The organism is Erwinia sp. V71, assembly GCF_965644245.1.
Classification (GTDB): Bacteria; Pseudomonadota; Gammaproteobacteria; order Enterobacterales; family Enterobacteriaceae; genus Erwinia.
The window spans coordinates 1-13,016 of sequence record NZ_CBFFRK010000127.1 but is presented as its reverse complement, the minus strand read 5'-3'; the positions used below and the strand labels follow the sequence as shown (position 1 = coordinate 13,016).

Sequence of the window (13,016 nt, the reverse complement as noted above, 5' to 3'; positions counted from 1 at the left end):
TTCAGGCAACCGTCTGTGGTGTTTGCAGAGCTAAGATTGGCGGCTTAGCGTTGCACTTCGGAGTTGAATCCGCCCAGCGATTGCCAGGTCAGGGAACCCCATGCTGAGTACCACCCAACGTGAGTTGTTACAGTTAATCAGCGCCAGACAAGGCCTGAGCCGCAGTGAACTGGCGCAGTTCAGCGGCTTAAGCAAAGCGGCGATTAGCGGTATTGTGCGCGATATGCTGGCCGCGGGTTTAGTGAGTGAAGCGGAAACCCTGAGCAGCAGTGGTCAGGGCCGCCCGTCGGTGAAATTAACTCTGCGTGCCGAAGCGGCTTATTTTATCGGTATTTCCCTGACCGCGGCACCCGCTCAGATGGTATTAATTAATTTACTCGGTGAAATAATTGCTGACTGCGTTTTCCCGTTAAATCACGCACCGGAAATACTGGTGGAAAATATCCGGCAGTCGCTGCCGGGATTACTGGCGAAAGGAAAGATCTCCCCCGAGCAGGTATTAGGGTTGGGTGTGACCCTTTCCGGTTTTATTGATGAACATCAGGCCAACTGTGTGCAGTCGGCGCTGCTTGGCTGGCGTAATGTGCCGCTGGCGCAGCTGATCCAGCAGGCGACCGGCATTGACACTTTTCTGGAAAACGATGCCAAGGCGCTGGCGGTCAGTGAAAAACTGTTTGGTCACGCCCGCACACTGCAAAACTTTATTCTGCTCAGTCACGGCGATGGCATCGGCAGCGCCAGTTTCATTCATGGTGCGCTGTATCGCGGTGCACACGGTGGTGCAGGCGAAATCGCCCACTGCACCATCGAACCAGGAGGCGCGCCCTGCCGCTGCGGTAAACGCGGCTGCCTCGATACCATCGCCTCGCTGATTGCCATCAAAGAACAGGCACGCCAGCAGCAGCTGGCGGCCAGCAGCCTGCCGGAGCTGGAACGGCTGGCGCAGAATGGTTCCCACGCCGCGCTGGATATTGTGCATCGCGCGGGTCATGCGCTCGGTCTGGCGCTGGCGCATCTGATTCAGATTAACGATCCAGAAACCGTGCTGATTGCCCATCAGCCAGATGCTTTTGACGGGCTGTTCCGCACCGTGGTGCGCCAGGCGCTGGAATCCCATGTGCTGCCCGGCTTTGCCGGTAAAACACCACTGATCCCTTTTGCCCTGGCTGATAACAGCTGGGCGCAGGCGGCCGCCAGTGTCGCCGCCCACCGTTTTCTTACTCCGCTTGCCTGATGAGGTCACTATGCGAATTGCCGTAGGGGGTATTCATACCGAATGCAGCACCTTTAACCCGGTGCTGAGCCATGAAGAGGACTTTCGCGTGTTACGCGGTGCGGCGCTGAGCGACACGCCCTACTTTGCGTTTCTGCGCGACTATCCGGCCACTTTTTTGCCGACGCTGCATGCGCGGGCCATCCCTGGTGGCCCGGTGGCACGCGTCACTTACGAAGCGTTGAAACAGGAATTTCTCGATCGTCTGCAGCAGCAACTGCCGATTGATGGTTTGTATCTGGCGATGCATGGCGCGATGTATGTGGAAGGCATGGAAGATGCCGAAGGCGACTGGATCAGTGCTGCGCGCAAGCTGGTGGGCGATGACTGCCCGATCAGCGTCAGTTACGATCTGCACGGTAACGTCACGCAGCGGATTATCGATGCAATTGATATGTTTTCCACCTACCGCACCGCGCCGCATATTGATGTTGAAGAAACCATGCGCCGTTCGGTGTCGATGCTGGTGAAAAGCCTGCAAACCGGCGTCCGTCCAGTGGTGGCCTGGGCCCCCGTCCCGGTGGTGTTACCCGGCGAACGCACCAGCACGGAAGATGAACCGGCGAAAAGCCTCTACGCCCGCCTGCCTGGGCTGGATACCACACCCGGTATCTGGGACAGTTCGCTGATGGTCGGCTATGTCTGGGCTGACGAACCACGCGCTACCGCTGCCGCCATCTTCACCGGCACCGATGCACAGCAGCTGACCGCCTGCGCCAGTCAGCTGGCGGAAGCGTACTGGCAGGCACGCGAAGATTTCGTCTTTGGCTGTGAAACCGGATCAATTGAACAGTGTGTCAGCAAAGCGATTGCCAGTCCCACTCAGCCCGTCATTCTGGCGGATTCCGGTGATAACCCAACCGGCGGCGGCGTCGGTGACCGCGCCGATGTGCTGGCAGAACTGATCAGACAGCAGGCGCAGGGGGTGATTGTTGCCGGCATTACCGATGCGGCCGCCACCAGCGCGGCACATCAGGCCGGCACTGGCGTGACACTGTCACTCAATATCGGCGCATCACTCGACCCGGCCAGTCAGCCGGTGCTGCTTGACGCCCAGGTAATCACCCTGCTCGATGCCACCACGCCAGGGACTGCCCGCCAGGCAGTGCTGCGCTGTGGCGGCATTTTGCTGGTGGTGGCGGATCGCCGTCGCCCTTACCACAATCTGTCTGATTTCCATCAGCTGGGACTCGACCCCCTGCAGGCGAAAATCGTGGTGGTGAAATCAGGTTATCTGTCACCAGACCTGGCACCGATTGCCCGCCCGAATCTGATGGCACTGTCACCCGGCGTGGTGGATCAGTTTGTCGAACGCGTGCCGCGTCTGCGCAAGCAGCGTGCGACTTTCCCATTCGATAAAGACTTCAGCTATACCCCTGTCGTGACCTTCTCGGCACGGGCGCGGTTCTGAGACGGAGGCCAGCAGATGAACAGCAGTGAACAGCCGATGCCGGTACTGGAAGTGGCGAATCTGACCACTTCATTTCTGGTTAACGAGCGCTGGACGCCCGTGGTGCGCGATATCAGCTTCGCCATTTACCCGGGCGAAACCCTGGCCATTGTCGGTGAGTCCGGTTCCGGCAAAAGCGTGACCTCACTGTCGATTATGCGTCTGCTGGCGGCCCGGCAGAGCCTGATAAGCGGCTCAGTGCGCCTCAACGGTCAGGAGTTGCTGACGCTGTCCGACAAAGCAATGCGCGATATTCGCGGTAACCAGATGGCGATGATTTTTCAGGAGCCGATGACCAGCCTGAATCCGGCGTTCACTGTCGGCCACCAGATTGCGGAATCGCTGATCGAACATCGTAAACTGTCGGCGAAAGCCGCGCGGGCAGAAACCCTGCGCCTGCTGGAAAAGGTACGCATTCCCAATGCTGCGGCACGCTACGATGAGTATCCGCACCAGTTTTCCGGCGGCATGCGCCAGCGGGTAATGATTGCGATGGCGCTGGCGCTGCGGCCAAAACTGCTGATCGCCGATGAACCCACCACCGCACTCGATGTCACCATTCAGGGACAAATCCTCGACCTGATTAAAACGTTGCAGGAAGAGGAAGTCACAGCGGTACTGTTTATCACCCATGATATGGGCGTGGTGGCGGAAATCGCTGATCGCACGCTGGTGATGTATCGCGGTGAAGGTATTGAGAGTGGCGCCACCCGCGACATCTTCGCTGCACCACAGCAGCCTTATACCCGCACACTGCTGGCGGCGGTGCCACGCCCTGGCGCTATGCGCGACTGCCCGCTGCCGCTGAAGTTTCCGCAGATTGACAGCCAGACGGGCGCGTTGCTGGCACCGGAAACGGTGGGCAATGCGCCGCAGCATCACAGCGAGCCGATCCTGTCAGTGAAAAATCTGACTACCCGTTTTCCGGTACGCGGCGGCGTCTTCAGCCGTTTGCAGGGGCATGTGCATGCGGTGGAAAATATCAGCTTTGATCTGTTTCAGGGCGAAACGCTGTCGCTGGTTGGTGAATCCGGCTGTGGTAAATCGACCACCGGACGCTCGATTACCCGGCTGGTGACACCACAGCAGGGCGATATCCGGCTCAATGGCTATGACGTGCAGCAGCTAAATAAAACTCAGCTGCGCGCCATGCGGCGTGATATCCAGATGATTTTTCAGGACCCTTACGCCAGTCTCAACCCGCGGATGAAAATCAGCGACACCCTGATGGAACCGATGCTGCAGCATCGGCTGGCAGATAAAACGCAGGCACGGCGCACCGCTGCCGAGCTGCTGGAGCGTGTGGGACTGTCGGCCAGTATGCTGAACCGCTATCCGCATGAATTCTCCGGCGGCCAGCGCCAGCGTATCTGCATCGCCCGGGCGCTCACGCTGAATCCGAAAGTGATTGTGGCAGATGAGTCGGTCTCGGCGCTGGATGTGTCGGTCAAGGCGCAGGTGGTGAATCTGCTGATGGATCTGCAGCAGTCTCTGGACTTGTCGTTTCTGTTTATTTCCCATGATATGGCGGTGGTGGAACGCATCAGCCACCGGGTGGCGGTGATGTATCTCGGCGAGATTGTCGAAATTGGTCCACGTGCGGCTATCTTCGAGCGGCCACAGCATCCGTACACCCGCAAGCTGATCGCTTCCGTGCCCGTGCCCGATCCGGCGCGTCGGGCGCTGAAACGTCATCTGGTGGTCGATGAACTGAAAAGCCCGGTGCGCCCGCTGCATTATCAGCATCCGCAACGCGAATACCGCGATCTGGGCGGCGGCCACTGGGTCATGACGCCATCGTCCTGACACTGATACGCGTTAATCCACCATGGCGGGTTAACGCGGGCAAAAGCCATCAGACTGCAACAGGTTTCGCCTTGCTGGCCCTGAGCTGCACTTCCCCCACCTCTGCATTAAATAGATCGGTGGTCAGATAGGTTAAACCGCTATCCGCCAGGATCGCGACAATCTTTTTGCCCTCATTTTCCGGCCGCTGCGCGATCAGCTTTGCCGCATGCAATACCGCGCCGGAAGATTCACCAATTAAAATACCGTCAGTTTGCGCCACTTCACGCGCCGCGGCATACGCCTGCCAGGTCTCCACGGCAATCGCTTCATCATAAATGGCGGTATTCATGGTGCGGGGAATGCGTTCCGGCGCGATATCGGTAAACTGGTGCACACCCGTGATTTCCACCGGTTCCGGATTATCGGCACTCGGGCGCGAGGCCACACCGGGTTCAATGGCTATAATCCTGATCGCCGGGTTCTGCTGCTTAAGGTAGTGACCGACACCGGATACCGTGCCGCCGGTTCCCACCGCGGCAATCAGAATATCCACCTGCCCGCCACTGTCCTGCCAGATTTCCGGGCCGGTAGTCAGCCGGTGAATATTGGGATTGGCCGGGTTTTCCAGCTGATAGCAAAAGTAGTGATTGGGCAATTTCGCAATCACATTCTGCTCCAGCCATTTGGTGGCCGCGACAAAATCGCCATCACTGGCTTCCAGAATTTCCGGAAAATGCTCCACTTCGCTGAATTTAATCACTTCACCACCAAATGCACGGACGATTTTCGTTCTTTCGGCACTGACATAATCATTAATATAGACACGAAATTTATAACCGCGTGCGGCTGCAATTGCCGCCAGACCAATACCGGTATTACCACTGGTGGTTTCCACAATCGTATCACCAGGTTTTAATTTTCCGCTATATTCCGCCTGCTGAATCATGGCCAGTGCAATACGATCCTTAATACTGTTATTCGGATTAAAATATTCCAGCTTGGCAATAATCTCTGCACCCAGCTGATGTGTTTTCACCAGACCATTGAGAGATAATAATGGAGTCCGCCCGACTAATTCGGCAATTGACTGTTTGATCGCTGCACTCATTATTGCACCTCTGACGTTGCCACTGCAGGAGATTCCGCACCCAGCAGTGCCAGCGCGCGGGTACGTAAGCGAATTAACTGAGGATCATTACGCCGCCGCGGGAATGGCAGGTCGACCGGGATAATTTCCAGAATCCTTGCCGGGCGCGGGCTGAACACCACCACACGGTTCGCCATCAGCAACGCTTCTTCCACATCATGCGTCACCATCAGGGTAGTGAAACGCTGTTCCTGCCACAGACTGACCAGTTCACTCTGCATGCGGATACGGGTCAGCGAGTCCAGTTTTCCCAGCGGTTCATCGAGGATCAGCAAACGCGGTTTATTGACCAGCGCCCGCGCCAGCGCCGCACGCTGCGCCATGCCACCGGAAAGCTGACGCGGCCAGGCATTGGCAAATTCCGTCAGGCCAACCCGTTCCAGCATACTGCTGACGCGTGAACGCGCCTGCTCATCACGCCAGCCCTGAGTATCCAGCCCCAGCGCCACGTTGCCACGCACGGTGCGCCACGGATAGAGCGTCGGGTCCTGAAAGACCACCACCCGTGAGGGATCAGGTGCGGTCAGCGGTTGGTTGTCTTCAAAAATTGCCCCGTCACTGGGCGTATCCAGTCCGGCGACCAGCCGCAACAGTGTCGATTTGCCGCAGCCGGATGGCCCGAGTAACGCCACGAACTCACCGGGTTCTACCTGCAGTGACACCTGCTGCAACACCGGCAAGGCATCATTCTCCAGCCAGAACTGGTGACTGACCTGACTGATATTTAATGCCAGTCCACGCCATGAAGTATTTATTACCGTTTCGGTCATCTTCCCTCCCCCGTTTTGCACAGATGTATCACCGGCAACGGCAAATCAAAATATCAATTCCGGCAAAGCTATCTCACTTTACTTTTTATCCTTTCGCGCATAATGACATGCGGCTTTGTTATTTCTCGCCACGACTTTTTCTTTGCATCATGACGTGAATTAAACGGGATGTTTATGCGAGGAAAATATGCACGGCAAACACTATTCGCTTTCAAGAAGGCATTTTATCCGCAATCTGGGATTATTAAGCGCAGGACTCAGCAGCACAGCACTGATTCCCGCGCGCGCCCTGGCGGCAGAGAATCCGTTGACCACCGTTAAACTGGCGTGGGGGCAAACGGCCGTCTGTCAGTCGCCCATTTCCGTCGCGCTGAAACAGGGCTTCTTTAAAAAATATGGTCTGAACGTTGAGCCGGTGAATTTTAGTGGCCCGACCGATGCGCTGCTGCAGGCCATTGCCACCGGACAGGCCGATGGCGGTATCGGCATGGCGCTGCGCTGGCTGAAACCGCTGGAGCAGGGATTTGATGTCGACCTCACCGTAGGCACACACGGCGGCTGTATGCGTCTGCTGACACCGGAGAATTCCGGCATTACCAGCGTGAAGGATCTGATGGGTAAATCGGTCGCGGTGACGGATCAGGCCAGCCCTATTCGCAATTTTTTCGCAATCCAGCTGGCAAAACTGGGTATCGACCCGGACAAACAGGTGAACTGGCTGCAATATCCGGCCGATCTGTTTGGCGAGGCGCTGCGCAAAGGCGAAGTCCAGGCGCTGGCCACTGATGATCCGCAGGGCTGGCTGCTGAAAAAACAGCACAAGCTGGTGGAAGTGGATAATAACCTGAATGGTGAGTATGCCAGTCTCACCTGCTGCGTGCTGGGACTGCGTGGATCACTGGTACGCGATAACCCGAAAGTGGCACAGGCCATCACCCAGGCGATCGTTGATGCCCAGCAGTGGACAGCCGATCATCCGGCAGAGACGGCGAAAATCTTCGCGCCGTTTGTTCCGGGGTCGGTGCCGGTCGAAGATATTACGGCCATGCTCAGCGAACATACTCATGCCCATCACTCCACGGGCGAACAGTTGCGTAAAGAGGTGGCGATTTACGTTAATGAACTGAAAACCATTAATGTCATTCGCCCGGATACCGATGCCCGGCGCTTTGCTGATCACTATGTACCCGATGTGCTGACGGCGGGCGCGCAACATCAGCACCATGCGGCCTGAAGGTAAGGAGCGATGATGTCCAGTGAAACTGTCTCTTTTGTCCGTGAGCAGGATACTGACGCGCGTATCACTCCCGCGCTGTTGACTGCTGTGCTGGCATGGTGGGCGCTGGCGGCGCTGATGATCTTCTGGCCGGATAAGCCGGCCGGATTTGCCGCGCCACGTTTTGTCAGCGAAACCCATCAACTGTTCCTGGCGCTGGCCATTCTGTTATCACTGACCGTGCTGGCGGGTCGCTTTCTTGCCCTGCCAGTGTTACGTCAATGGTTACAGCATACGGCACGCTGGCTGCTGGCGCTGGCACTGCTGATTGCCATCTGGGAAACCGTGACCGCCAAGCTGGCGTGGCTGCCAGTGCCGTTCTTTGCACCACCACGCGCGCTTATCGAGGCCTACGCCACTGACTGGCCGCGGCTGGGCGACAGTGTGCTGCATTCGCTGCGCCTGCTGGCATTGGGATTTGCTTTCGGCAGCATCAGCGGGTTTCTCACTGGCGTGGCGATTGGCTGGTCGCGCGGCCTGGGGTACTGGGTACATCCGGTGCTGCGTTTTCTCGGTCCGGTGCCCTCCACCGCGCTGTTGCCGCTGTCACTCTACTTTTTGCCCTCCAGCTTCTCCGCCGCGATTTTTCTTATCGCGCTGGCAACCTGGTTTCCGGTAACCGTGCTGACCTGGTCTGGCGTCGCCAGCGTCGACACACGTTACTACGATGTGGCGTGCACCCTTGGTGCCAGTACCCTGTTTCTGATTGTGCGTGTTGCCGTACCGGCTTCGCTGCCGCAGGTGTTTGTCGGGCTGTTTATGGGGCTGGGGGCGTCGTTCTCAGTGCTGGTCGCCGCCGAAATGATGGGGGTGAAATCGGGCCTTGGCTGGTATCTGCAATGGGCGCAGGGCTGGGCGGCTTACGCCAATATGTACGCAGCGCTGATTGTGATGGCACTGCTGTTCTCTTCCCTGATTACTCTGCTGTTTACGCTGCGCGACCGCGTGCTGGCGTGGCAGCGTGGGCTGGTTAAATGGTAACTGCATGACGATAAATTCACTGCGGCATCGTATCCGCTTTAGCTACTGGAATGAGCTGTGCACTCTTGCGCAGCCCCTATCCTGCGTGACTGACCTGTTCCGGCGGCGGTAACGCCCGTTTCAGGATAACCACCAGCAGCACATTGATCAGCGCCAGCGCACACAGCAGCCACAACATAGCCTGAGCGCCCATACTCTGCCAGACATAGCCACACAACAGCGGCGTCACTGCCTGTCCGATCAGTGCGGGGCGTGCCATTCGCCCCACCACCAGCGCATACTCTTCCGGCTTAACCAGTGCCAGCGGCAACGTACCGCGAACAATGGCGCGCAACCCGTTGCCTGCACCATACAGCAGCATACTGAGCACCGCGAATTGTGGAAACAGTGCCAGCATCAGCAGCCCCAGCGCCACCAGACCCACGGAGAAAAAGGTGGTCCAGATCGGGTGACCACGCTTAAACAGGATATCGACGATACGTGATGCCACCTGGCACGGACCAAGAATGGTGCTGATCGCCAGTGCTGCCGCCAGCGAATAACCACTGGCCTGCAGCAACGTAATCAGCTGCACCGAAATCGCCGTCATAATCACTGAGGCGAGAGTAAAAATGGCGCACAGCAGCCAGAAAAGAAACGGCACCAGTGCACCTTTTCCTGTCTGCTTACTGACGCTTTTCGCCGTCAGTGGCGCAGTGACAGGCAACGAATAGCGATACATCGGCCAGACGGTCAGCGCCAGCACCGCAGCGTAAGCCAGGCAGGCATCGCGCCATCCCAGCCACTCAATCAGCAGCGCCGTGCCGGGCCACACCAGCGAGGTGCAAAAACCGGAAATCAGCGTAATGCCGGTAATGGCGCTGCGGGCGAAGCCACCATACAGCGTCCCCAGAGTGGCGAACAGTGCATCATACAGCCCCATTGCCATTCCGGCGCCAATCACCACCCACGCCAGCAGATACAGCCAGAGGGCGTGAGATAACGCAATCACCACCAGCCCTGCCGCGATCACCAGACCACTCGCGGCCAGCAGGCTGCGACCACCGTGGCGCGCAATAATGCGCCCGCTCAGCGGCGCCAGCAGGCCGGAGACGAGAATACCTAACGACAATGCGCCATACACCCACTGCTGTGACCAGCCGGTTTCACGCACCACTGGCGTCGCCAGCACCGCCGTAATATAGAACGATCCGCCCCACGCCAGAATCTGTACCACGCCAAGCATGACAATCGACATGATTCCCGGCAGACAGGATTTGTCTGTTTTTTGTCCAGGATCAACTCCTGCCGCAACTGCTGCCGGTTTGTTGACTATATTTTTTGCCATAAGACTTTTTTTTTCATTGTTCCTTTTTTTATACACAGCAAACAGGAGTTGTTATGACCCACTATTATTATGTTGATATGCAGCGGCGTTACCATGACAGTCATATCGTACACACTTCCGGCTGCAAATACCTGCCCCGCAACGCTAATCGCCTGTTTCTGGGCAGCTTTTATACCGTGGCGGATGCGATTAAACAGGCGAGAAAATATTACCCCTCGGCTTTTGGCTGCAGTGACTGCTGCCCGCTACCGGTAAAGAAGGTACTTCGGCGCAGAAGTAAAGTTGCGCCGCTGTCCGGATCGTTGATCTGATGCTGTCAGGTGGTTTTCTGCTCCGTGGTGTGACAGAAAACCACAACGATTTTCCATCTCAGCGGTAAGGCACAAAAAAACTGTCGATTTTGACAAATTTCCGGTTTAACTCGGCGCATAAATAAAACACAATACGCACACAAAATGTGATGGGCCTCACGCTCCGCGCCCAGCCGGATTTCGCCCTGGCGAAATGAATTAACTTTTCTAACTCTTTGTCTACCCAATGCAATCAACCACTGTTTCACGCAAAACGGCCTGGCTGCGTGTCGTTCTGCTCTCCATCGCGGCATTTATCTTTAATACCACCGAGTTTGTGCCGGTCGGTCTGCTGTCGGATATCGCCGCCAGCTTTAATATGCAGACGGCCGATGTCGGTATCATGCTCACCATCTACGCCTGGATTGTGGCGCTAATGTCACTGCCGCTGATGCTGGCGACGCGCAATGTCGAGCGGCGCCTGCTGCTGGGCTGTGTGTTTACCGTGTTTATCGCCAGCCATGTGATGTCAGTGGTGGCGTGGGATTTCTGGTCGCTGGTAGCATCGCGCGCCGGTATTGCGCTGGCGCATGCGATTTTCTGGTCAATCACTGCCTCGCTGGCAATTCGCGTCGCGCCTGCCGGTAAAAAGAATCAGGCACTGAGTATGCTGGCAACCGGCACCGCACTGGCGATGGTGCTGGGCGTGCCAATTGGCCGTATTGTCGGCCAGTATCTTGGCTGGCGCATCACTTTTGGTGTGATTGGCCTGTCGGCGCTGGTGCTGCTGTTACTGCTGGTTCGCCTGCTGCCGAAACTGCCCAGTGAGCACACCGGTTCACTAAGCAGTGTGCCGATGCTGTTTAAACGCCCGGCGCTGGTCAGCCTCTATCTGCTGCTGTGCCTGACGGTCACGGCGCACTATACCGCTTACAGCTACATCGAACCCTTTATGCAGAAACTGGCATCCATGGGTGAAAACTTCACTACTTTCCTGCTGCTGGTGTTTGGCGCAGCGGGCATTCTTGGCAGCGTGATTTTCAGCGTATTTGGCAATAAATTCCCGTCCAGCCTGCTGATTAGCGCAATTGGGCTGGTGACGTTGTGTATGGGATTACTGCTGTTCGCCGCCGTTCAGCCACGAGCGATTACGCTGCTGTGTGTGGTGTGGGGGATGGCAATGATGATGGTGGGTCTGGCGATGCAGGTGCGGGTGCTGGCGCTGGCACCGGATGCCACCGATGTGGCGATGTCGCTGTTATCCGGTATTTATAATATCGGTATCGGTGCCGGGGCATTGCTGGGCAGCCAGGTCAGTATCCATCTGCAACTCTCCGATATCGGTAATGTCGGCGCACTGATTGGCCTGGTGGCGCTGTTCTGGTGTCTGTTTATACTTCACCGCTATCCGCAACTGCGCAGTAACGGTTAAAACGACTCTCTTTTTGCCCGTAATAATAAAGGCTTCGCCAGTATCACTGACGAAGCCTTTATTCTTTTACCACCACTTATTTATAGATCACTGCGGTGCCATACAGCTGGTTCTGGCCGGTAACTGAAGTGATACGGAACGACTTTGCGCCCTGCTGTTCCGCTTTGGCGGCAAGCTGATCCTGCAGCGATGTCAGATTGCTGCTGCCGGTGGCAGAGATCACGCCCACTTCCTGCTGTTGCAGAGGTTCACTGGTAACCAGCTCAGCAGCGAAGCTGCCAAAAGACAGAGCGGACAGTGCGATGGCGATTGCGGCATTTTTCACGTTTTTCATAATCTTCTCTCTTAATATCAGGTGATTGCGTAATGGACGTCGTTATTAAATTAACGATCGATAATTAAATGCTAATCCTCCCCTGCGCCCCTCGTCAACACTATTTATTAGTGATCGTTAATTTATTTGTTATGTGACTGATATCGCCTTGATTATTTTTTTAATGATCGGTAATTTAATAGGTATGACGCTAAGCGGGGACAGAATCATGAGTGACCATCAGACATGTGCAGTGAAAAAAAGCCGCGGACGGCCAAAGTTGTTTGACCGTGAACAGGCGCTGGATAAAGCACTGGAACTGTTCTGGGCACATGGTTATGAGGCCACGTCGCTGGCCGACCTGGTGCTGGCGACTGGCGCCAAAGCGCCGACGCTGTATGCCGAGTTTGAGAACAAAGAAGGACTGTTCCGCGCTGCGCTGGAACGCTATAGCGAAAAGTTTGCCGCACAGCGCAGAGAGGCGCTGACCTGTCCGCAGCGCAGCGTTGCAGAAGGGATTGAAGACTACTTCCGCTCCACTGCCGCCTGTTTTACCGACGGCAAAAAAACCGCGGGCTGCTTTTTTATCTGTACATCCAGCGCGTTGTCGGCAGATGCGATTGACGTCGCTGAGATGCTGCGCGCGCGTCATCATGCGCAGGAGTCGACGCTGCTGGAGTTTTTACGCCAGCGTCAGCAGCAAGGTGAGTTAACGGCTGATTGCGACGTGCAGGCGATAGCCCGCTATCTCTCCTGCGTGCTGGCGGGTATGTCAGTACGCGCCCGTGAAGGCGCCAGCCGCAGCGAGCTGGACGGTGTGATTGATACTATGATGCGGTTGTGGCCTGCGCTGGTGGGATAAAAAATAAGGCCTTGTTGTATGAATTTATTATAAGGCGGATTCAACTCCGAAGTGCAACGCTAAGCCGCCAATCTTAGCTCTGCAAACACCACAGACGGTTGCCTGAA

At 56.6% G+C, this 13,016-nt stretch carries 12 protein-coding genes; 8 read left to right on the top strand and 4 right to left on the bottom strand.

The features are described 5' to 3' along the window. Nucleotides 1-100: 100 nt before the first annotated feature. Genes ACSZO1_RS18925 through ACSZO1_RS18915 form a run of 3 tightly spaced genes read left to right on the top strand, consistent with a single transcriptional unit; the run spans nucleotide 101 to nucleotide 4,529 of the window. Nucleotides 101-1,234, top strand: coding sequence for an ROK family protein (locus ACSZO1_RS18925; protein ID WP_437615405.1), 1,134 nt, complete (start codon nucleotides 101-103; stop codon nucleotides 1,232-1,234). Between the two features lie 10 nt (nucleotides 1,235-1,244). Beyond that, complete coding sequence (locus ACSZO1_RS18920; RefSeq protein ID WP_437615403.1) at nucleotides 1,245-2,684, top strand: M81 family metallopeptidase; 1,440 nt, start codon at nucleotides 1,245-1,247, stop codon at nucleotides 2,682-2,684. A 15-nt stretch (nucleotides 2,685-2,699) separates the two neighbouring features. Beyond that, nucleotides 2,700-4,529, top strand: a complete 1,830-nt coding sequence (locus ACSZO1_RS18915; protein WP_437615401.1) for an ABC transporter ATP-binding protein — start codon at nucleotides 2,700-2,702, stop codon at nucleotides 4,527-4,529. A gap of 49 nt (nucleotides 4,530-4,578) precedes the next feature. Here the strand turns inward: ACSZO1_RS18915 and ACSZO1_RS18910 are convergent, their stop codons facing one another. After that, the gene (locus tag ACSZO1_RS18910; RefSeq protein WP_437615399.1) at nucleotides 4,579-5,619 is read right to left on the bottom strand and encodes a PLP-dependent cysteine synthase family protein; all 1,041 of its coding nucleotides are present in this window, start codon (nucleotides 5,617-5,619) and stop codon (nucleotides 4,579-4,581) included. Beyond that, the gene (locus ACSZO1_RS18905; RefSeq protein WP_437615397.1) at nucleotides 5,619-6,428 is read right to left on the bottom strand and encodes an ABC transporter ATP-binding protein; all 810 of its coding nucleotides are present in this window, start codon (nucleotides 6,426-6,428) and stop codon (nucleotides 5,619-5,621) included. The genes ACSZO1_RS18910 and ACSZO1_RS18905 overlap by 1 nt, the downstream gene beginning before the upstream one ends. 187 nt (nucleotides 6,429-6,615) lie before the next feature. On the opposite strand from ACSZO1_RS18905, the gene ACSZO1_RS18900 reads away from it, so the two are divergent. Next, nucleotides 6,616-7,662, top strand: coding sequence for an ABC transporter substrate-binding protein (locus ACSZO1_RS18900; RefSeq protein ID WP_437615395.1), 1,047 nt, complete (start codon nucleotides 6,616-6,618; stop codon nucleotides 7,660-7,662). 15 nt (nucleotides 7,663-7,677) lie between these two features. Next, nucleotides 7,678-8,685, top strand: a complete 1,008-nt coding sequence (locus ACSZO1_RS18895) for an ABC transporter permease (RefSeq protein WP_437615393.1) — start codon at nucleotides 7,678-7,680, stop codon at nucleotides 8,683-8,685. A gap of 76 nt (nucleotides 8,686-8,761) precedes the next feature. Here ACSZO1_RS18895 and ACSZO1_RS18890 read toward each other — a convergent pair whose 3' ends face one another. Continuing rightward, nucleotides 8,762-9,922: an MFS transporter gene (locus ACSZO1_RS18890; RefSeq protein ID WP_437615406.1), complete on the bottom strand. Its 1,161-nt coding sequence runs from the start codon at nucleotides 9,920-9,922 to the stop codon at nucleotides 8,762-8,764. Nucleotides 9,923-10,065: 143 nt separating this feature from the next. Here ACSZO1_RS18890 and ACSZO1_RS18885 point away from each other — a divergent pair, with 143 nt between their 5' ends. Continuing rightward, a complete protein-coding gene (locus ACSZO1_RS18885) occupies nucleotides 10,066-10,323 on the top strand; it encodes a hypothetical protein (RefSeq protein WP_437615391.1) in 258 nt (85 codons plus the stop codon). 226 nt (nucleotides 10,324-10,549) lie between these two features. Further along, nucleotides 10,550-11,734, top strand: coding sequence for a sugar transporter (locus ACSZO1_RS18880; RefSeq protein WP_437615389.1), 1,185 nt, complete (start codon nucleotides 10,550-10,552; stop codon nucleotides 11,732-11,734). A 76-nt stretch (nucleotides 11,735-11,810) separates the two neighbouring features. Here the strand turns inward: ACSZO1_RS18880 and bhsA are convergent, their stop codons facing one another. Further along, entirely contained in the window at nucleotides 11,811-12,068 is a 258-nt protein-coding gene (gene bhsA / locus ACSZO1_RS18875) for a multiple stress resistance protein BhsA (protein WP_437615387.1), read from the bottom strand. A gap of 208 nt (nucleotides 12,069-12,276) precedes the next feature. Here bhsA and ACSZO1_RS18870 point away from each other — a divergent pair, with 208 nt between their 5' ends. Next, the gene (locus tag ACSZO1_RS18870; protein WP_437615385.1) at nucleotides 12,277-12,909 is read left to right on the top strand and encodes a TetR/AcrR family transcriptional regulator; all 633 of its coding nucleotides are present in this window, start codon (nucleotides 12,277-12,279) and stop codon (nucleotides 12,907-12,909) included. Nucleotides 12,910-13,016 lie beyond the last annotated feature (107 nt).

Bases quoted from the DNA above. Each gene is read 5' to 3' on its own strand.
- ACSZO1_RS18870 (WP_437615385.1), top strand. From the start codon at position 12,277: ATGAGTGACCATCAGACATGTGCAGTGAAAAAAAGCCGCGGACGGCCA.
- ACSZO1_RS18910 (WP_437615399.1), bottom strand. From the start codon at position 5,619: ATGAGTGCAGCGATCAAACAGTCAATTGCCGAATTAGTCGGGCGGACT.
- ACSZO1_RS18895 (WP_437615393.1), top strand. From the start codon at position 7,678: ATGTCCAGTGAAACTGTCTCTTTTGTCCGTGAGCAGGATACTGACGCG.
- ACSZO1_RS18915 (WP_437615401.1), top strand. From the start codon at position 2,700: ATGAACAGCAGTGAACAGCCGATGCCGGTACTGGAAGTGGCGAATCTG.
- bhsA (WP_437615387.1), bottom strand. From the start codon at position 12,068: ATGAAAAACGTGAAAAATGCCGCAATCGCCATCGCACTGTCCGCTCTG.
- ACSZO1_RS18900 (WP_437615395.1), top strand. From the start codon at position 6,616: ATGCACGGCAAACACTATTCGCTTTCAAGAAGGCATTTTATCCGCAAT.
- ACSZO1_RS18890 (WP_437615406.1), bottom strand. From the start codon at position 9,922: ATGTCGATTGTCATGCTTGGCGTGGTACAGATTCTGGCGTGGGGCGGA.
- ACSZO1_RS18905 (WP_437615397.1), bottom strand. From the start codon at position 6,428: ATGACCGAAACGGTAATAAATACTTCATGGCGTGGACTGGCATTAAAT.
- ACSZO1_RS18885 (WP_437615391.1), top strand. From the start codon at position 10,066: ATGACCCACTATTATTATGTTGATATGCAGCGGCGTTACCATGACAGT.
- ACSZO1_RS18880 (WP_437615389.1), top strand. From the start codon at position 10,550: ATGCAATCAACCACTGTTTCACGCAAAACGGCCTGGCTGCGTGTCGTT.
- ACSZO1_RS18920 (WP_437615403.1), top strand. From the start codon at position 1,245: ATGCGAATTGCCGTAGGGGGTATTCATACCGAATGCAGCACCTTTAAC.
- ACSZO1_RS18925 (WP_437615405.1), top strand. From the start codon at position 101: ATGCTGAGTACCACCCAACGTGAGTTGTTACAGTTAATCAGCGCCAGA.